This is a genomic window from Enterobacter sp. D2, from assembly GCF_034427575.1.
Taxonomy (GTDB): domain Bacteria; phylum Pseudomonadota; class Gammaproteobacteria; order Enterobacterales; family Enterobacteriaceae; genus Enterobacter; species Enterobacter cloacae_M.
In genome coordinates, this window is sequence record NZ_JAXQPP010000010.1 from 1 (window position 1) to 20,323 (window position 20,323).

At 50.5% G+C, this 20,323-nt stretch carries 14 protein-coding genes; 6 read left to right on the forward strand and 8 right to left on the reverse strand.

Annotated features, from left to right (window positions below; genetic code table 11):
- Positions 1 to 99: 99 nt before the first annotated feature.
- The 5 genes from SPG90_RS21610 to fimA form a co-directional block, all read right to left on the reverse strand.
- Entirely contained in the window at positions 100 to 582 is a 483-nt protein-coding gene (locus SPG90_RS21610; RefSeq protein ID WP_322408352.1) for a fimbrial protein, read from the reverse strand.
- A gap of 680 nt (positions 583 to 1,262) precedes the next feature.
- The gene (locus tag SPG90_RS21615; RefSeq protein WP_322408353.1) at positions 1,263 to 3,746 is read right to left on the reverse strand and encodes a fimbria/pilus outer membrane usher protein; all 2,484 of its coding nucleotides are present in this window, start codon (positions 3,744 to 3,746) and stop codon (positions 1,263 to 1,265) included.
- Positions 3,747 to 3,807: 61 nt separating this feature from the next.
- The gene (locus tag SPG90_RS21620; RefSeq protein WP_322408354.1) at positions 3,808 to 4,491 is read right to left on the reverse strand and encodes a fimbria/pilus periplasmic chaperone; all 684 of its coding nucleotides are present in this window, start codon (positions 4,489 to 4,491) and stop codon (positions 3,808 to 3,810) included.
- 79 nt (positions 4,492 to 4,570) lie between these two features.
- Entirely contained in the window at positions 4,571 to 5,113 is a 543-nt protein-coding gene (locus SPG90_RS21625; RefSeq protein WP_322408355.1) for a fimbrial protein, read from the reverse strand.
- 9 nt (positions 5,114 to 5,122) lie between these two features.
- On the reverse strand, positions 5,123 to 5,650 hold the full coding sequence (gene fimA, locus SPG90_RS21630; RefSeq protein ID WP_322408356.1) for a type 1 fimbrial major subunit FimA: 528 nt from the start codon (positions 5,648 to 5,650) through the stop codon (positions 5,123 to 5,125).
- A 1,417-nt stretch (positions 5,651 to 7,067) separates the two neighbouring features.
- On the opposite strand from fimA, the gene SPG90_RS21635 reads away from it, so the two are divergent.
- The 6 genes from SPG90_RS21635 (at position 7,068) to SPG90_RS21660 (ending at position 13,720) form a co-directional block, all read left to right on the forward strand.
- On the forward strand, positions 7,068 to 7,574 hold the full coding sequence (locus tag SPG90_RS21635; RefSeq protein ID WP_322408357.1) for a hypothetical protein: 507 nt from the start codon (positions 7,068 to 7,070) through the stop codon (positions 7,572 to 7,574).
- Between the two features lie 324 nt (positions 7,575 to 7,898).
- Positions 7,899 to 8,408 (forward strand): hypothetical protein, encoded by a 510-nt coding sequence (locus SPG90_RS21640; protein WP_322408358.1) that lies wholly within the window; start codon positions 7,899 to 7,901, stop codon positions 8,406 to 8,408.
- 58 nt (positions 8,409 to 8,466) lie between these two features.
- The gene (locus SPG90_RS21645; protein ID WP_322408359.1) at positions 8,467 to 9,189 is read left to right on the forward strand and encodes a fimbria/pilus periplasmic chaperone; all 723 of its coding nucleotides are present in this window, start codon (positions 8,467 to 8,469) and stop codon (positions 9,187 to 9,189) included.
- 1 nt (position 9,190) lies between these two features.
- A complete protein-coding gene (locus tag SPG90_RS21650; protein ID WP_322408360.1) occupies positions 9,191 to 11,677 on the forward strand; it encodes a fimbria/pilus outer membrane usher protein in 2,487 nt (828 codons plus the stop codon).
- A gap of 36 nt (positions 11,678 to 11,713) precedes the next feature.
- Positions 11,714 to 13,396, forward strand: coding sequence for a phospholipid carrier-dependent glycosyltransferase (locus tag SPG90_RS21655; protein WP_322408361.1), 1,683 nt, complete (start codon positions 11,714 to 11,716; stop codon positions 13,394 to 13,396).
- A gap of 6 nt (positions 13,397 to 13,402) precedes the next feature.
- Entirely contained in the window at positions 13,403 to 13,720 is a 318-nt protein-coding gene (locus tag SPG90_RS21660; RefSeq protein WP_322408362.1) for a hypothetical protein, read from the forward strand.
- A gap of 660 nt (positions 13,721 to 14,380) precedes the next feature.
- On the opposite strand, the gene SPG90_RS21665 is transcribed toward SPG90_RS21660, so the two are convergent.
- The 3 genes from SPG90_RS21665 to SPG90_RS21675 form a co-directional block, all read right to left on the reverse strand.
- On the reverse strand, positions 14,381 to 19,126 hold the full coding sequence (locus SPG90_RS21665) for an inverse autotransporter beta domain-containing protein (RefSeq protein WP_322408363.1): 4,746 nt from the start codon (positions 19,124 to 19,126) through the stop codon (positions 14,381 to 14,383).
- Between the two features lie 410 nt (positions 19,127 to 19,536).
- Positions 19,537 to 20,034: a hypothetical protein gene (locus tag SPG90_RS21670; RefSeq protein WP_322408364.1), complete on the reverse strand. Its 498-nt coding sequence runs from the start codon at positions 20,032 to 20,034 to the stop codon at positions 19,537 to 19,539.
- The gene (locus SPG90_RS21675; protein ID WP_322408365.1) at positions 20,031 to 20,273 is read right to left on the reverse strand and encodes a hypothetical protein; all 243 of its coding nucleotides are present in this window, start codon (positions 20,271 to 20,273) and stop codon (positions 20,031 to 20,033) included. Before SPG90_RS21675 ends, SPG90_RS21670 begins: the two co-directional genes overlap by 4 nt.
- Positions 20,274 to 20,323 lie beyond the last annotated feature (50 nt).

Sequence of the window (20,323 nt, forward strand, 5' to 3'; positions counted from 1 at the left end):
TGTACTGAATGCGCGTATCCAGCGCCATAACTTCAGGAACAGCTGTCGCCAGAATCAGCACGGCGGCGCGCGGCATATGCCATCTCATTGTCATGCTCCTCAGTCAAACGTCACCGTAATGGCCGCCGTGGCGGTAAAGTTACCAATCGATGGCTTCTTGCCCGTTGTGCTCACCGGAAAGGCCTTCATCGTTACGATGCCTTCGTTGCGCCCTCCTCCTGTGCTTGTCAGACGCAGCGGCAGCGTGTCAACGTTAGGGCGTACGGTGCGGTCATTAATGTCCTGGACCACGATGCCGACATCCGGGTTACTGGTGCGGATGGCGCTGCTCATGCCCGGTGCCGCTGTCGCAGCAAGGCTTACCTTGACGTTACGGGCAGCTGCAGCATCGTTGCAGGTCACTGGTGCCGTTGTCGTCACCGGCGTGTAGCCGGAAGGCTTCTGTCCCGCCGTTTCAAAGAGACCAGCCCCGATATTGCCAAAGTCGACCTGAATGGTCTGTCCCGCGTTGATGGTGCAGGTTTCAGGTACTGTGATATTGCCCGTCAGGGACAAAACCTGAAGTGTAGAGCGGTCATTCATAACATCGCCATAGTAGTACCGGAACACGTTAGGAAGGATAATGGGCCGTGGCCCACTGAATGCCCTCTCAACCCGCAGACTGATTGTCCAGGTTGTTTGAGTGCGTCCAAGGCCTGTCTTAAAAACACCACTAGCGGGAATTTTTACATCGTATGTTCCTATAGCCCCACCTCCTACACAGAAGGCGCTAAAAGGACTAACTGGCAAATACCATGTACCCGAGCAGTCGCTCCACATAAGCCCGACAGAGAAGTATTCATCCACCTTATAATATGTCCATGGCCCGTCGCGACCCACCACAGGAAATGTGGATGATATGCCTAAGTTTGTATATACAACCTCACCCGGAGTTCCCCTGCATGTTTTCTCAAACCAGCCTCCGGGTGTTGTCGTCTTAAAATCCTTTACTTTTCCAGCCACATTTATTCCTGATGTCAGGCTGGTGCTAAGATTCATGGAAACAGGCTGCATGTTATTGCCGGTCGTTATCTCACAGCTGACCTGAGCCTTTGCCTCCTTCGTGAGCCCCAGTACGAGCATCCACGCCGCAGCCAGCGTCAGCAGCGCACGTGGAGAGGCATATTTCATTATGTTAGTTATCTTCATCATGATTTTCCCGGCAGCAGGGCTGCCGTCTTTGCATTCTGTCTTAGCATGTTGCCGCCTTCAGGGGGCGCGAATCAGCTGCAGGAAGCGCTCAGCGGCGTCAGGCCTTCAGCCCCCTCAGGGGCTCCCACCCTGGCAACGCAGCGTTCATCAGTGCCGCCGCCCCATGCCACTTCAAGCTCACCCTGCGGCGGCATGCCGGCCAGATACACCTGGCCGTCATCGCCCACGATGCCCGTCACCGGTTTCCTTTCGTCCTGCCCCTTCAGGGTCACCATGCTGCCAAACGGCACGGGTTTGCCGTTACGGCTCAGCGTGACAAGCATCCGAAGACCGGTTCGCGTCGTAAAGGACGCCTTCACCACCGCGCCCCGGGTCGGCACCACGGTGCGGACCGCCTCTTCAACGTCTGTGTCATGACCGGCGCTATTCAGGTTGAGGGCAATGCGGTTCTCACGGTACGCGCTGGCCCAGGGCACTATCGCGTGACCGCGGGCGTCGGTTGATACCCCGGGGATATTTTCAACGCTGATACCGGATGCACCACCGGTATCAATCAGAACACTGCTCTCGCCCAGAGGCTGACCGACGGTAATCCCGCCCTGGTGTGCCAGCACGCTGCCGGAGAGACCGGCGCTGACCTGTCGCGAGTCGCGGCCGTGTGCAAACCCAGCCGTCATGCTTGCCCAGGGGCTGTTCCATCCAAGCTGGCCGCTGCCGCTCTGGCCGTTTCCACCGGTGTCGTGGGTCTGCTGGACGCTATAGCTGAGGCTCCCGTCCTTGTCCAGACTGCCGGAGAGTGCGGCACGGTTCTGCATTCGCCCGCTCATGTCGTGGGTGAGTCCCCAGGAGGCGTAACTTCTGCTCAGAATACCGCCGGAGCCGTCCCATGACGGCTTGCCAAGCGGCACGGCAATGCTCAGCATCAGCGCACGGTCCGTGCCGCCGTAGCTGCCGCGGCTCTCACTCCATGCGGCGTTCCACGAAAGCTGACGAACCTGACCGCTGATGCCCGCCTGCACATAGCGGTCCGTACGGTCGCTGTTCCAGTAGGACTGCTGGCTACCGCTGAGGTAAAGAGAGCCCACGCCCGGCACCTGCTGAGAAAGGCTGACCTGAGCCTTACCCTTCTTCGCGAGACGCTGGCTGTTTTCATGCCACGTACTTTCGTTGAAGGTATAGAAACCTTCGGTGGAGTAGCGGTAGCCCATCAGCTGGAAGCTGGTCCCCAGGTCATTCAGGGACTTGGCGTACAGAAAGCGTATGGACTGCCCTTTTGAGTCATCCCCTCCGGCCAGGCGTGAATTCGCCTGCGTAATGTCGGCAGAAACAGCCCCTAACTGGCCCATGTTTTTGCCAACACCGACAGCAAGCGCCCGGTAATCAGGACTGAGCTGCAGCCCGCCATAGGCGGTGATGCCTCCCGGCAGACCCCGAACGAGGGTGCCCTGCACCAGGTTCGGCGACGACCCTGAGAGCCCCCCTTCCGCGCGACCTGCAGCCAGTTCATAGCGCAGCTGCCCTTCGCGGCGCAGTAGCGGAACGGCAGAGTACGGGACCACATAGGTCTCCTTACGCCCGTCGGCTTCGTTGATGGTGACGGTGAGGTCGCCCGCGGTGCTTGTGGTGTAAAGGTCAGCAAACTCAAACGCGCCGGGCTGCACCTGCGCCTGATAGATTTCATATCCATTCTGGCTCACGGTGACGCGGGCAGCCGTGCGCGCGATACCTCTCACAGTCGGGGCAAAGCCGCGCATGCTCTCAGGAAGCATCATCTCGTCAGATGCAAGCTTCATGCCGCGAAGACGAACGGTGTCAAAGATATCCGCACCGGTCCAGGTATCTCCGGCAGCCACCGAAGCACGCCACGGAATAATACCGCGCTCAAGTGTGGTGGAAAGGTTATTCCAGGTACGCTCTCCGTTACGGTCCACGCGCAGCGTCGAATAGTCCCGCAGACGCCACGGTCCGGCGTTCAGACCTGACTGAAGGGTGAGAAACTGGTCTGTCCCCCCTGAACCGTATTTTCCACTCGTGTGACTACCCGAGTACTGGTAGTTGAGTATGGCCGCAGGAATGCCGTCATCCCAGCGCGAAGGCGGAATATAACCACGAAGGGATGCCTTCATGGCGGCCTGAGGCACGCTGAATTCAAGGCGGAGCTTTTCAAAATCTGCGGTTGCCGTACTACCCGGAACGACCTTGGCAATATTCAGGCAGGAAGCATCGGCCAGGATATCCGGGAAGGCATCCACGTTGACCGCAACCTCTTCAAGAAACTCGCGGCTGACGCAGGGGAAAATACCCTTCTCCACTTTCTTTTCTTCAAAGATGACGTCACGGGTATCAATAAGGACGTTGTTAACAACAACGTCCATTCGGTAGGTGCCGGGCAAATTCTGTGAGCCGCTTTCAAAACGTGAAAGGTCTGCCACGGCTGACGGATCGTCCGCAACGAAAGCCGGGTTAAAGTAATATCCCTCTTCTGCAACAGCTTCACGCATGGCGGTAGCCAGCGCAGCGGCGATAAGGGTTCGGCGAAACAGAAATGCGTGCATACGGTTCACTACCCGTCAGGAAAAATAGGTGTTAAGGGGTGACGCGGGCCATGCCCGGGGATTACTTCATCTGTCCGGTTGCCGTTGGCGTGGTGGCACCGTAATCGTTGATGGTGCTGAAGGTAATGGCACCACTGCCGGATGAGTCGACGCTGACCTCACTTTTTGGCCCGACCATGGTATTTGGCAGCGAAATTGCGCCGTCTTTCATTTTCACAAGCGTAATGTGGTATGGCGTCGGATTGTGGATAACGAGCTTGCCTGCGCTGCGCGAGAAACGCAGTTGTTCAGGCGCCAGATCAGGCTTTGGCTCAAGTCCTTCCGGACGAACGAAAAGCTTAATGCGGCTGAGCGACGCAACCTGCAGAGTATTCATCCCGCGCGTCTCTGGAGAGCTCTGTGGGATGGCCTTGCTATTAAACCAGTAAAGGGTTTCGCGGTCAGTCGGCAGTGCGCGAGGCGACGTGTAGCTGATGCGCAGGGTGTTTTCTTTCTCAGGCTCGATGGCAAAAAGAGGTGGCGTGACGCTGAAGTCGCTGGATTTTTTACCGCTGCTGTCCTCAATCCATGACTGGATCAGAAAACGAGCCTTATCATCAGTATTATTAACGGGCAGCGAAACCTGAGCAGAGCCCTGAGGATATACGATACGTGTGGCACCAAGTGCAACGCCACCGGCATGGGCCTGTACCGACGTGAGAGCGAGGGCGCAAAGCAGCGCGCCGGAACGAAACGCAGATAACATTATTAACTCCTGAATACGGGTGATACAAATAGGTCAAAATAAAAGACACACCCCTGACGGGGTGCGTAACAGGTTCTGTTCAGTTATGTTCAACGGCAATAATTGCATGGCCATTGGTCTTCCCTGGGGTGATGGTGTCGCTGGTTTCGACATACCGCGCTCGCAGGGGTAACAGAACAACCCTCTCGCTCAGCCGGCTGAATACCGAAGGCGGGAGTGGTGCATTGGGCCGGATAATATCCCCGGACTCGCCTGAAATAATGATGCCCAGCCCGGAGGCGGCATCGGAGCCCGGCGTCAGGGCAAGCACGGCGTCATCTGACTCGTCAGCCTGCCCGATCATGTTCATGGACGCTGCCTCAAACACGTGCGGCGCACAGGACTCAATGGTCAGGCTGAAGGGCACTTCTGACTCCGCATAAGCGCCGACCGGAAGGCGGTGTGCATTTCCGGGCAGCGCCCACCATGAGCGCGATGGGGTGGCCACGGCACAGGCTTGATGTGTCACCGCCCCCTCAAAGCCGACGATTCCTTTCTGTCCAGCCCCGCAAGGCAGGGCAAACAGGCACGTCAGGAATGCGGATGAGCCCATCAGCAATCGACCGCGCGCAGGAAGAGTCACGATAGCGCCTTACTGGTAAATCACGTTGAAGGTGGCAACGGCATTAGCGATACCTGCAGTGACAGGAGTCTGTGTAGCGACGTAGTTCGCGTGGAACGGCAGACGGTTCGTTCCATCAAACAGGTTCACTGCAGTGGACAGCGTACCGTCCAGTGGTGCAATGCTGCTGGTGCTGTCGCTGATGTAGATACCCACACCTGTAGCCGCACCCGCACCACCGTTAATGGCGAGAGCTAACGGATCAGCGCCGTCAGCAGCACCAGTAAAGCCCACCGCCGCAGTAGCTGCCACCGCAGTGTCACAGTCATCAAGCTGAATAAAGAAAGGCTGACGGCCGGACATGTCGCCCACGTTCGCTAATGATGCTGTACGAACCTGACCCATCTTAACTGTTTGATCGACCGAGTTGGCGTTTACGGCACAGGCGCCTGTCACAACCTGCCCTTCGAAGCGAACGGTACCGCCGAAGGTTGCGCTGGCGTTACCTGACAGCAGCAGGGTTGTCAGAAGGGCAGAAGAAATCAGCGTGTATTTCATTTTGTATAGCCTTAATAAAATTTAGTTAACTACAGAAGACGCATAATGATATAGAGGGGGCGAAATGCTCTCTCTGCAATTACCCCCGGAAAGCCGGGGATAAATTGTGGCGCCATTAAAACCCCGAGGGAAATATCCAGCAACAAAATTTAATGAAATTTATTAAAATAAAATAAAAAACATCAGCATTAAATGTAAGGCACTGATTTTACTGCTTTTATAAAAAATAATTTCCTGTAATTTACTTTTATGCATTTAATTATAATGTCATGAAATCAGGCATGGGCAGAGAAAAACAAAACGAATGAGAGACGAGTTCTGCACGGTAAGAAGGGCGGAGGGTTCGGACAGACAGTGCAGCATAATACACATGAATGATGGCATCATCAGTGCATTCAGCTGAGAAGCGCTCGCACAGATAGACTCTTTTTATATGTGCGGCATTTACAGAGCCAGCTCCGGCGTTATTGCCGACACCGGAAAGATCAATTACAGCTTAAGGCGTGACAATAAAATGAATACATCCAGGCAGGCCAAAGGAACAGTTTTCCGGGTATATCGCGCTTCAGTTTATCTTAAGACCTGAAACAGCAACTTTATTTATCAACTTATCCCTGAACATACACCTACAACCACACAAGCCATAAGCAGCCTCACTGTGTTCAAGAGACGAAGACCGCTTATCACAGGAAAGGTCCCTGCCGCTGTTGCAGCGTAAATAATTGCGCCGCTCCGGCCAGTCAAATATATCAGCAGAAACAGGAGCATTGCGTCCTCCCGATCGGAAAACGATCCCCCGGTATAAGTTCTTAAGCTCAGAGCTTCAGGGGATGCGCTCATGCGCATCAGGAAAGCGCAGAAAGAACATCAAATCCCCTGCGCGACAGCAGTCCGTCTCATGACAGGCACGAATGCCGAGGGATGTTGACATCTGGCGACGCTAACGGCCACTGATTGCCTGGTGAAGGAAGGGAATGACAGCCGTCATCCCGTCCCTCCGTCAGATCCGAATAATACCACTTAGAGATATCCTTCCCGCAGAGCGGGAACAATCTCGATTCACCTGGTTAATGGCATCACTGACGGCTCCTGAATTTTTTAAGCTCGCCGCAAGTGTAAAACATAGTGATTAATCACAAGCCCGATTTACCCTTTTTTAGAGTTCTGTTACACCCTCGAAAAGATAATACTGAAGAAGGGGCTTCATATTATTTAAATTCCGGAGAAAAACGGCATAGCTGGATCAACATACCCACCCAGGCCTTTAATCTTAAAACTAAGGCGCTGAATCGGTAAAGCTCGGAAAAATAAGGTTTATTATAAAAAATTACATTTAAATATTATTTTTATTGGCGTAAAAAAATCACTCCGGATACACCGGAAGATATTTCATTATGAATTCTGTAAGGAAAATACGATGAAAAAAACTCTTATTGCTGCACTGCTGTTCAGCCCGATTATTGCTAATGCTGCAACTGTAACCAATATTACTCCGCAGACTAAAACCGTTGTTATCTCAGCACCGAATGCCTTCACTCACGTCCTGACTCCAGTCACAGGCCTGACGGCAGGCTCGGTACCAACGGGAGGCCGGGAAGTGGCCACGGGTGAAGTAAAACCAGTTTCCGGTGGAAGCCCGGCCCAGTATGCCGTTCAGTTTGCGACTGGCGGAAATAATACGGTAACGACAGCAGGCGTTACCGCTTCAATTAAAGGGTCAACAAACGCATCGAATCTGCTGACAGTAGCACTTCAGGCGGATAACACAATGACCGGTACGGCGACAACACAAACTGTGAGCGGTTCTTCATGGTTAGTGTATCCTTCGTCAACGTCCTTCAAATACGTGGTTAATGCCTCCAATACAACCATCAACGCTGACAGTTATCCAATCACCGTTAACGCGGCAGTGTATACACCATAAGCATGGCTTTCACGCCCGGAAAGGTTTTCCGGGCGTGGACGGCACCATGCGTACAACGCGAGGTAATAATGTTTGTCCATTCCGGAAAAAACGTGGCCAGGCGGATACTGCATTCTTAATTCTTTCGACTCCGATATTCATGCCTGCAACTATGAAAACAGCAGGAAAATACAAAAATAATTAGACAGCAAGCTGAATCGAGAAACCATAAAAATATCACACCATTACTCAAAATTATGTATTTATATTATTTTTTTTATCGTAAATAACACTCTCCGGGCACCCCGGGACAAAACACATTATATAATCCGCGAGGAAAACACGATGAAAAAAACACTGATTGCTGCAATGGTTTTCAGCCCATTAGCCGCAAATGCTGCATCGGTAGATAATATTACACCCCAGTCTAAAACTATTGTTATCTCCGCCCCAAATTCCTTCACTCACGTCCTCAACCCTGTCACAGGCCTGACGGCAGGCTCTGTTTCGCCGGGAACAACGACCGACGTCGCAACCGGTGAAGTTAAGGCGGTGTCAGGGGGCGCTCCGGCACAGTATGCTGTGCAGTTTGCCAGCGGCGGGAACAACAGCGCACCTGCAGCTGCAATTGACGCCATTATTAAAGGCACGTCAGACCCGACTAACACTCTTGGTCTTCTCCTGCAACCTGATGCCACCATGACCCTGAGCAGTACGGCACTGTATGCGGGGGGGACTCAGTGGTTAGTTTATCCTTCGTCGACATCCTTCAAATATGTCGTCACTGCAACCAATACCACCATTAAGGCCGACAGCTACCCAGTCGTCGTCAATGCAGCGGTCTATACGCCATAGTACACACACTCAGGCCCGGAACTTCATCCGGGCTTTCAGCGCCATCGGGAACAGATAAATGATAAAAGCGACATCAATTCTGCTGGGCTTTTCTACTCTCTCATTCAGCGTGTTTTCGCAGGAGCTCCAGACAACACAGAAAACCTTCGCGATTGAACTCAGCTCCTCGCGCGTCATTTTCACAGGCGACAGGAAAAGCGTTTCGCTCTCCGTGCTCAACCCCCAGTCCTATCCGGTTCTCGTTCAGTCGGTTGCATATAAAGAAGATCTGAAAACAGCGGGCTCATTTATCATTACCCCCCCGCTAATCAGGCTTGAAGCTCAGCAGAGAAGCAACCTGAGTGTCCGTCTCATAGACGCTTCCGGTTTCGCGAATGACAGGGAAAGCATGGAATGGATGTGCGTAAAAGGTGTGCCACCAAAGGATAGCCATGACGCCCCTTCCGTTCCAGGCGTACCTGAAGTGGTACTGCAGGTCTCCCTTAATACCTGCAACAAGATATTTTATCGTCCCAGAAGTGTGACAGAGTCCCCCTCCTCTTTCTACGGCAACCTGAAATGGGCCGTCAGGGACGGCCACTATTTTGTTAAAAATGACGGGCCCTTTTATATGAACTTCGCGGATGTCAGGCATAACGGAAACCCCGTTTTTGGCTTCGACTATATTGCGCCTTTCAGTGAGAAAAAATTCAAAGCCGCCACATCCGGTACGGGCGTCATGCAGTGGAAACTGGTCACAGATACCGGAGGAGTAAGTTCGGCGTATAAGTCTTCGCTATAGCATGAAACTGTATCCCTGTTTTCTTATCTTCTTTCTCAGCGTAAACGGAATAACGACTGCACTGGCTAAGGACTATGAGTTTGATGCCAGTCTGCTTGGAAATGCGGATGGCGGCATTGATGTGTCCATTTTCAATAGCGGGGGACAGCTTCCGGGAACGTACAGTGTTGATATTTACGTTAACAAAAATCTCTCAATGCAGAAAGATATCTATTTTTACAACGTCTATGACCGTCAGGGTAAACCGGTTCTTACGCCCTGCTTAAGCAGAGAGCTGCTGCTCAGCCTCAATATTCTCGTCGACAACTATCCGCAGGCCGCAGAAACCAGGCCTGAAAAAGAAAGCCGGCTGTGCGCCGTTCCTGAAGCGATCCCTCAGGCGCAGGTTGAATTCAGCCTCGCCGCACAGGAGCTCTACATCAGTGTCCCACAGGTTGCACTGCAAAAGAAGATATACGGGATTGCATCACAGGATAAATGGGATGATGGCATTTCTGCCTTCAGGCTGAATTACAACGTTAATGCCGCAAGGACAACGTTTCGCTCAGGAGAGGAGAAGGGCAGGGACGAGTTATGGTCCACGCTTCAGCCAGGACTGAACTACGGCAGATGGCGCGTGCGCAATATAACAGGCTTCAGTAAAAGCAGTGGGCAAGGCGCAGTCTGGCAGCGCGGCGTCACCTATGCGTACACTGCGGTCAATCGACTCAAAAGCACCCTGACGGCAGGAGAAACCTTCACCCGGTCAGATATTTTTGAGCCGTTCATACTCCGCGGCCTTACCCTGGACACCGATGAAGGAATGTATCCGGCAAATATGCGCGTCTTTTCCCCCGTGGTGAAAGGAATTGCAAGAACGCAGGCAAAAGTCACCGTCACCGGCAATGGAATAACGATCTTCAGTGACGTGGTTCCTCCCGGCCCCTTTATCCTTGATTCACTGCCGCTCTTTACGCAGAGGGGAGAACTCCTAGTCACGATTGATGAAGCGGACGGCCAGAGACAGACCTTTACCGTCCCGTGGCAGGCGCCGGCTATTGCGGTTCCGGATGGTTATTTCAGATACAGCGTTGCAGCGGGTGAATATCAGGGCGGAGGCTTTCAGAACAATACCCCCCGGGTTTTCCAGTCGACGGCGGTTTACGGTCTCAATGACAGGATCACGCTTTACGGAGGCTATCAGTACACGCCTGACTTTTACGCGATCCTGTCAGGAGCCGGAGCTTCCCTTGGCTCTCTCGGCAGCACCAGTCTTGACTATTCCCGCTCGGCCAGCCCCCTTTCGGATAAGTTTTCGTGGGGGATCTGGCGGTTGCGCTATTCCAGTCATATAGCGTCTTCAGGTACCGGTATTCAGCTGGAAAGCACGCGCTACATGTCACCCGGCACGCAGACTCTGGCGACAATTATTCAGAGTGGTGACAGACTGGAAGCCGACAGAAACGGGCCGCGAACGCAGTACAGCCTCTCCCTGAGCCAGTCCGCCAGTGAGTACGGTTCTTTTTATATGAACGCGTCACATCAGCGAAATTATGATGGTTCACAAAATAAGAACCTCGGCGGCGGCTATACCCTTCAACTCCCCCTGCAAGGCTCGCTGATGCTCGACTGGTATGAGCAGAACAGGACAAACACACGCTCGGAGAAAATGAAAGAACGCATTGTCTCGCTCACGCTGAACCTGCCTCTGGAAAAAATCACGGCTGCACCGGTCAACGCCAGCTACCGGCGAACAGCATTTCTTAACAGCATCACGCAGGATTATGCCCTGAACGGCGCATCCTCAGACCAGTCCTTTTTCTGGAATGCAGGACACACTACGGAAAACGCCTCTTCGTCCGAAACCCTGAGAACCACTTCCGTGCAGGTCATGCTGGACACCCGCGCAGCACAGCTGAGCGCCTGGTACAGCAACAGCAACAGCTGGCAGACGGCCGGCACATCAGCGTCAGGCGGTCTACTGGTTCATCAGAATGGGATTACCGCCGGCTCCTCACTGGGCGAAACAGTGACACTGGTGGATGCGAAAGGAGCGGAGAATGTCAGCATTTTTAATGCAGGCAATGCGGTGACTGACCGCAGAGGATATGCACTCATACCCTCTGTTGCTCCTTACCAGACAACAAACATCAGCCTCGATCCGTCAACGCTTGCCGAAAACGTTGAAATCGGGCAGACCGATGCCACCGTCACCCCCACGCGTGGTGCCATCATTCCGGCAATCTTCAGCGCCATAACGGGAAATCAGGCCATTTTCACTCTGAAGCGTAAAAATGAGCATCCCGTCCCCTTCGGCGCGGTGGCATCCCTTAAGGATGGCGATACCACAGGTATTGTGGATGAACTCGGCAGGCTTTTCATGGCCGGGCTGCCTGACGCCGGAACGATAAACATACAATGGGGAAAGGAGCACTGCAGTATCGGTTTCAGCCTGACCGACGAAAACAAAAAGTCAGACCTTCATATGCTCAGTGCAGTTTGTGCCTGAGGTACGTTTAAACATCATGTCCGGATATCATTAACAGTGCACACTTATAAACATCAGCTTCAGAGAAAAAAAATTGCAGCGCTTTCGGTTCTGATTTGTATTATTTTCATTCTTTACCTCATCACGCTGCCACTGAGCCCGCTGTGGCTCCCCGATGAAACGCGGTATGCGGAAATCAGCCGTGAAATGCTGGTGTCCGGAGACTGGCTTCTCCCGCGCATTTTTGATTTCAGCCATTTCGAAAAGCCGGTCGCAGGATACTGGCTTAACAGCATTTCACAGTGGATATTCGGCCACAATAATGTCGCGGCCAGGGCTGTCTCCGCACTGTCGACGGTGCTGACAGCCTGTCTGGTGTTCAGAATGAGCATGGCGATCCGCCAGGATGTGAATCAGGCGCTCACGGCGACGTTAGTTTACGTGTCCACGTCGATGGTATACGGAACGGGCACCTACGCCATTCTCGATCCGGCCTTTACATTCTGGATCACCCTGTCTTTTTATCTGTTCTGGAAAAGCCTGAACGCGTCCGGGAAAGCGAGTGTATCAGTATGGTGGTTTACGGGCGGTCTGGCATGCGGCATTGCCTTTCTGACGAAAGGCTTTCTGGCTTTTATTATTCCTCTGATTGTGCTTGTACCCTGGTGCCTCATTTTCCGCAGAATGAAACCCCTGCTTTTCGCATTACCCCTCATCCTCGCAGGTTCCCTGGTTGCGGCGTTGCCATGGAGCATTATGGTCTACAGGCTGGAGCCCGACTTCTGGCGCTGGTTTGTACGGGTGGAGCATATTCAGCGCTTCATGTCGGGTAATACACAGCACATGTCGCCTTTCTGGTTTTATCTTCCTGTCATCTTTCTGGGAATGCTGCCCTGGGCCGGAGCACTGCCGGCAACACTGAAACAGACGTGGCGCCAGGCAAAAGCGATCCCTGCAGTAGCCTGGATGGCATTAAGCGTCGTCGCGCCATTTATTTTCCTGAGCCTCTCAGGAGGGAAAGTGCTGACGTATGTTCTTCCTTGCTTTCCGCCGCTGGCCGTCCTCACCGCACACATGCTCTGTACACCGGGCCAGCACGTAAAACGTGCACTACAAAACAACAGCAGAATAAATATCATTGTGGGCTTACTCGGTTTCGTACTGATCGCAGGCATCCTGGCCCCCTGGGGAGTATTGCCCCTGTACTCCGTGAGCGAAATTATCCCGCTGGCGGTGGCAGCCTGCTGCTTTGCATTCTGGGCAGTGGCGGGAATGGTATCCCTTAAGCAAAAACGGTATGCGCTTCTGGTTGCGCTGTGTCCCTTTGCTGTGGGGTTACTGAATAACATGTTTATCCCGCACGCGGTGGTGTATGCGAAACAACCCCAGCCGTTTATTGAAAACATCCGAAACCAGCTGCAAAAAAGTGAATATATCGTTGTACAAAATAGCGGCCTGGCCTCCGCAGTAGCATGGGAAATGAAGCGTTCTGACATTATTCTACTGGGCGATAAGGAGGACATTTCCCGCCGGGCGTTCCGTAAAACAACTGATGACGGGATGATCCATGCCAGTCATTTCAGCCAGTGGCTCGAGGATAAGCGTCTGGATAGTGATGTCTCTCTGCTGCTGTACATATCAGATGAGAGCCTTATTGACATGTATAAGATCCCCGTTGCCGATACGATATGGCGGCAGGGTAAGTTTATGCTGCTGCATTATATCCGGCAGTCCGAGTGATCCCTGATGCGAAAAGAAACGGGATCTATTGTCATTGACGCCCTTTACCTTAACGGCCGGTACGCCCTTGCAGTCCGGGAGGGCGACATAAAGCTGCTGATTGAAGCACTCGTCACGCACCCTGTACGCAAAGGTGATCTCCTGCTCCCCATGGATAAAAAGACATATACGGTAAATAATGAAAAGGGAAAGACAGTAAGCGTTCTGAGCGCCACGCAATTTTCGGTTTCCCAGTGGCGAATTCTGAAAATGCTTGCATGTCGCGAAAGCGCGGTCGGCGATCCGGAAAGCACCGCTTCACTGGGAGAGGCGGCATATCAGTAATGGTTTTTTACTGAACGCTGACATCATGCCCTGTAACAATCTCCTTCTGCAGGGCATTCAGCAGGTCCCGGCGGTTGGCTCACTGAACGGCATTGGAAAATGACCGTTTGCTGCCAGCGCCTCGCGTGATAAATCATAACGTATATCTTCCCTGCAGCATGGAGCGGAAAAGGCTTCCTCCCGTACATCCCCGTCAGAGCCGTAACAGTCTGATTAGCCTTTTGAGAAAGCGGCGCGCTGAATAAAAAGTGCAAGGCGCATAACGGGTAGCGCATTGTTTTCAGAATAAAACACGCTTTCTGTCAGGCTGATACCTGCGGATGTCACCTAAATTTGTGTTTCAGCCCGTTTGATACATTACCTTTCTTGTCAACCGCAACCGCAGATACCGTCCAGCTGTTCACGCCGCCTTCTGTGTATGGCGGAAGCGTCAGTTTGTCCACGGGACTGCTTTCATCCCACGCGGGGGCCTGATTTCGAATATTTTCATATTATTACCGTTAATATTTGATGATGGACAGTCAGAAGTCAGATTCAGCATTCGAAAGAAATAACCGGGAGGGTAAAAAATAGACAAACAAGGCGCCGGGATGTAGATAAACGCTGCCATACGGCAGCGTTTTTAGCAAAACAGCATTGTGGTATCAATCACTTTTGCTGTCAGTTTGACGCTGGGCTGTAATAAGTCCACTCAGTCGGTGTGCTTGTATTTAACAGCATCTGATTACTCTCATCACGAACGGTTAATGCAACAGCGCCCTGAGTTTTGTCTGTATTGAAAACTTTCAAGGTTATTTTATTACCAGTGCCCTTGAGGTTATCTACAGGAATGGTACATACCTGAGAGAAAGAGCAACTGGATGTATCATAATTTTTACCATTTAAAATGAAATAATCCATTTTGTCGTCAACCGCAAGACTGACTGTCCCTTTGGTTGTACCTGATGTAAACGACTGTTTGTTGGTGAAGTAAAAATACCCGGATGCCTGATACGGCAGCCACATCCAGGCTGTACCAGGCACCTGTGCATAGCCACTTCCTGGTGGTATAGCTATCAGACTCCATGCAACCTGTTCAACTGTGTTAGCTGTTAAGACATTACCGTCCAGACCGTTTCCATTTCTGGCAATCACAGACACTTCAAGTACGTTTGAGAGATCAGACAGACTTATCTTGTATTTACCCACAACCCCCGTAGAAGGAACGGTCTCAGCGCTCGATGTTACCAAAGATGCTGTTGTACCTTTGACTCCCCATTTAAAAGCAGACATGTCGGTCAACGGGCCTGTTTCCGGGTTAAATATATATGTTGCAGAGAGCTCAGCATCCACAGCTAAGCTATCAGTGATAATTTTAAGTTCTTTGATTGAGGGTATACCTTGTGGATCGATGACGGCGCCGTTATTACCGCCACTGGAGCCGTTAGCCGGAGTATCGGTCGCGACAGTGACAGTAGTTCCTGCAATACCTATCCCGTTATGCGGCATAACTGAAACTTCAAGCACTTTTCCGGCATCACTTTTCTGAATTTGATAGTCCTTAACAACATTAGGGCTGGAAACCATATCACCTGTAGAAACAACGGATGCGGTTGTGTTTTTTGTGCCCCATTTGAAATAGGATGCATCTGTGATATGGCCATTATTCGGATTAAAGATATAAGTAAAACTCAGCGACTCACCCGCTTCAAGTTTTCCCTTAATTGTCAGGTCAGTAACTGATGGCGCAGCCAGGGCATCGACTACCTCGCCTGAGTAACCTCCATCTGTCGTACCGTTAGCTGGCGAAGCATCATCAGAAGCAACTGTGATAATATTTCCTGTTTTATTAAGACCGTTTTTTGCCAAAACGGAGACTTCAATAACTTTTCCAATATCACCTGTTTCCAGCGTTCTTTCGATCCCGGCGGAAGCAGCGAGTCCCTGCGCCCCAACCTCCTGGGCCGTTTTGCCTTTCTCACCCCATAAATACTGCGAATTATCAGTTGGATCACCCTTGTTTGCTTCAAAGGTATAGGTAGCAGTCAGCTTATTGGAGGTGATTAATTTCCCTGAAACAGTCAGACCACTAACTGAAGGTGATGCAGTCGGATCCACAATTTTCCCGCCGTTCCCGCCTTCAAAATTATTGCCGGACGATACATCTGTAGCCATACTCACCACCGGGCCCTTAACATCAAGGCCGTTTTTCGGCAGCACAGATACTTCAAGGATTTGACCTGCATACTCTTGTTTGACAAGCTCGTCGGGAATTATCCCGGAAGTTTTTATCAGTTTACCGGAACCTGCGACCTGTGAAGCCGTGTCACCTTTTATGCCCAGGAAATACAATGACTGGTCTTTTCGATCCCCGTTGTTGGCATCAAATTTATATGTGCCGTTCAGGATAGCCCCGACGGCCAGCTTACCAGAAAGCGACAAATCAGTTATCTTCGGTAGCGCACTGGGATCGATGACGGTCCCTGCATCATTATCGTCAAGTCCGTTATCCTGATCAGCTGTAGTCAGCGTGACGGTGTTTCCTGTTACACCAGCCTTATTTTTAGCCCGGACTGAAAGTTCAAGGATTTTACCTATATCTGCCTGTCCCAGCAGACGTGAACCAACCACGCCACTCTCATCAATGGTTAGTCCGTTATTTGCCAGACCGGCAGTCGTGCCCTTTTCACCCCACGCGTACTGAGACCTATCCCCCATGACACCGACACCGGGTGTGAAGTCATAACTTGCAGTCAGTGAAGAGCCGGATACCAGTTTCCCCCGGAATTTAAGGTTTGAAACGGAGGGAGCACTGGTAATATCAAGAATGATCCCGCCCTCACCACCATCGCTGGTGTTGTTGCCGTCACTATTTTTGGCATCAGTGGCGAGTGAAACAATTTTTCCGGTTATGTTTTTGCCGTTTCGGGGCTGCACAGCCACTTCAATAATAGTACCGGCATCATCAACTGTGAGAGTGTGTTCAGGAATGATACCGGATTCCCCCACTACGAGTGATGATGTAGCGGCCAGATTTGCAGCATCACCTTTTTTCGCCCAGGCGTATGTTGACCGATCCTCTACATCGCCATTATTTGGTTCGAACGTATAGGTTGCGGAAAGTTTTTTATTAACATGAAGAGTGCCTTTTAGCGTTAGACCTGAAATGGCAGGACGGGCAGTAGCATTGATAACTGTTCCGGTACCATCGCCACCTTCAGTGCCATTCCCTTCTTCTGCTGACATACTCGTATCAATAGTCAGAACCTCACCATCAATACCGAGAGAGTTTTCGGGCATTACAGAGAGCTCAATAATATTGCCTGCATCATTCGCATTTAAGGAATATGCAGGTATCTGACCGGATTCACTTATTGCATTTCCGTTCAGCACAGCCTGAGCTGTCGTTCCTTTTGCACCCCATGCATACTTTGAAGCATCAGCAGGCAAATAGCTGTTGCGGGGCATATTCCTGTCGGAATCAGGCTGAATAAAACTATACGTAGCAGTTAAACTCTGCCCGGTTTCCAGCACGCCCTTCATTATAAGGTTTTTAACCACAGGCGTCGCAGGAGAAAGCAGTTCAACGGTGGTGCCGGTAAGCTTGGTACCAGAAACCTCCGGAGTCAGCGTTACGACCCCCTTACGGCTTCCTGCTGTGAGGGTTGCCTCGTATGTACCAGGTGAGGTCTCTTTTACAACAGATAGCGTCGGTTCAGATCCCTCACCTGCCTCCATGAGAAGCGTAATCGCAATTTTATCTGAAAGACCCGTTACGGCGTTGTCATTTTCATCCCTGAGCTCCAGAATCAGGGAAGACGTGCTTGTACCGTCTGAAGGAAGAGCAAATTCTGAGCTCGTAAACGTACTTTTGGTCGTGCTTATACCCGCAGACGTTACGCTAATTTGTGTCTCAGCACGTTTTGACGCGTTGCCTTTCCTGTCATAAGCAACCGCAGAGATCGTCCAGCTGTTTACACCAGACGGGGTGTAAGGCGGCAATACAACGCTGTACTGCCCGTTGCTACCCTGTATCTTACCTCCTCCCTGCCTGAACAGAACATCATCCCACTCGACATAGTCAAGACCATATTTTGCATTTATCCCTGGATTAAGGGGTTTCGTTTCTCCTGACAGGCCGGCTATCAGCGAAGGCAGTTTTAAGCGGATAACTTCCTGCTTGCGGTATTCGAGGACGATTTGATTGTTGCGCTCCACAAGATCGTAACGGCTTCCCGTCAAAGTACGCTTATCACGCACAGCATCCGGATCTATCTGCTTCAGCCATGGTGTGCCTAAATCATAGTTAACGCCAAGATTCAGCAGCGTGTTTCCATCGCCGTTTGTACCCTGCTTACGCTCCAGTCCCAGAGAAACTAAAGGTACAGGGGTATAAGTAAGGCCAGCACTAAAGGCGGCCGGATTTTTCCCTCTGACATCCTTACTGATGATGCCCACTTCATCGCCGAAATACTGCTCATATGCGAAGCTTCCACCGATTTGAGGATAACCAGGCAGCCAGGCTTCACTTCGGATATCAAATCCGTTTGCCGGCCGCTCATCGTAATCCCTCAGGTCAGGTGAGTTTTTCCAGTTACTGAGACGAAAATAGCCGTTTGTACCCACCTTCAAAAAATCACGTCCATACTCGAGACCAAGGCCGAGACGTGAGTGGTCGCGTTTCAAATCGTAGTCCAGAAAACCGTTATAACCGAACATCCACCTGTTATCGATGAAGTGCCGCTGACCGATCCCAAGGTTTGCTGTCGTTCTGTCATCAATATGGCGGATACCAGCCTGGGTAAAAAGAAACGCATCAGGCTTATCATCAAAAGGGATAAGGATATCAAGTTCACTGCCGTTAAGACGCCCTTTGTTATCAATACTCAGCGTTGTGCGGGCAGTTCCCGCTGAACTCAGCCATCCTGTTATTTCATCGTTCAGGCGCTCTGAGGCGTATGAACGTGCTTTATCTGACGCCGCTCTCATTGCATTGTCTGAAGCGAGCATACCTGCAGCAGACGTACTGGCAGATGCAAATTTTTGCTCATTCGATGCGTCAGATTCTGCCTCTGGCTGTTTGCTCTGCACTGTTTCAACGGGAATGTCTATTTCATCGCCGGCAGAGAGCTGGTTAAACGATTTACTGAAAGAACGGAACTGATTAACTTTTTTTAACTGCTCTACTGTCAGACCTGAGCGTGACGCAATATCGTTAACTGTTTCACCAGTCCTGATAACGTATGGCCGGGTCTGTATATCCTTCAAAGACTCACTGCTCCAGGAATGGGATGAAGCAGGTGACTGCGCAGCACTGACGGAAGCAGGCGTAAGAGCAGTCGCCACAGGAAAGAAGACCTGTGCGACAATATTTGTCCACGCTGTGGCCTTTAACATTTTCTGAGACGGGATCGGTTTTTTTTTCATAAGGGAACCATTGTGAAAAGTCACGTAATTAAGAAAAAATCAATTAACACGTAAGTTCTTATTCAGGATGCTTGTGAAGAGCAATATGAATAAATGCAAATGAAAAATAGTTCAAATTCAAAAAAAACAAATTTAAGTTTTACGATATTTTAAATAATTATAATAAAAAGCGATCCACGATCACGAATGCAAGAGTGTTTTTGCAGTGACCTTCATAATACGCGAGGTTATAAACTGGCAGGAAAAATATAAAATAATAATAAATTCTTATTAACACCCTCTTTTCCATAGATTTGTTGACATAATTACCGAAAAGGATTACTTTTAATCCGCTGGTACCTTTTAATCCTGTGGAATGATACATTCGCCGTCCTCCGGGACGGCTTTTTTTTATTTCAACGACGAAAAGGTCATGACGATTCGAGGTTGATCACAAAATCATTTTTGTGCCTGAACTTCATGCCCCTGACGTAGTTATTAATAAAATAGCTCACACGGGCCTCGGGAATTTGCATTTTTATCGCAATATCTCTGTAATCCATTTTGTAAAATGCATAATAATATATTGCTTTCTTCTCCATGACTTTACTTTTGTACATAGAGGGTGAAGCCTTTGAGAGACAGGTTTCCGGAAGTTCAAGTATGTCATTAAGCGCCAGTTCTTTTAACTGAAGTACATTAATCAATCTGTACTCCCTGTCATGAAAAATAACCGATGTTATTTTATTAAACTGATCGTCATAAAATATTATGATTTCATCTTCGGGCGCTGCAGAACAGAGATTAAGAAACTTGTCAATTTCATTTTCATGAAAGAGGAAGATGTTAATCTCGTCCAGAGTTGATTTCAGGCCACAGTAAAGGTAATTATCATGACTCATCAGTATCGCATATTTTTTCATTTTCACCTCACATCCCATAACTCTTTAATATAAAGTCCAATTTTTGACAGGTGAGCAGGGTAAATTTTATTACTGTATTCTTCAGCTTTACTGCGTTCAACGTCAACATCCCATTCACCATAACCCTCATAAGGGTAAGAGATATTGAAGGTATAATGAATTAAAAGAAGGAGGGTATAGTGATTAACATCACCTCCGGCTTTGTCATTCAAAAGAGAGTTGATAATGATATCCGAGCGTCTCATGACATCCTCATAACGATTAAAATTAAAATAAGAATAAGAACGATAAAAAT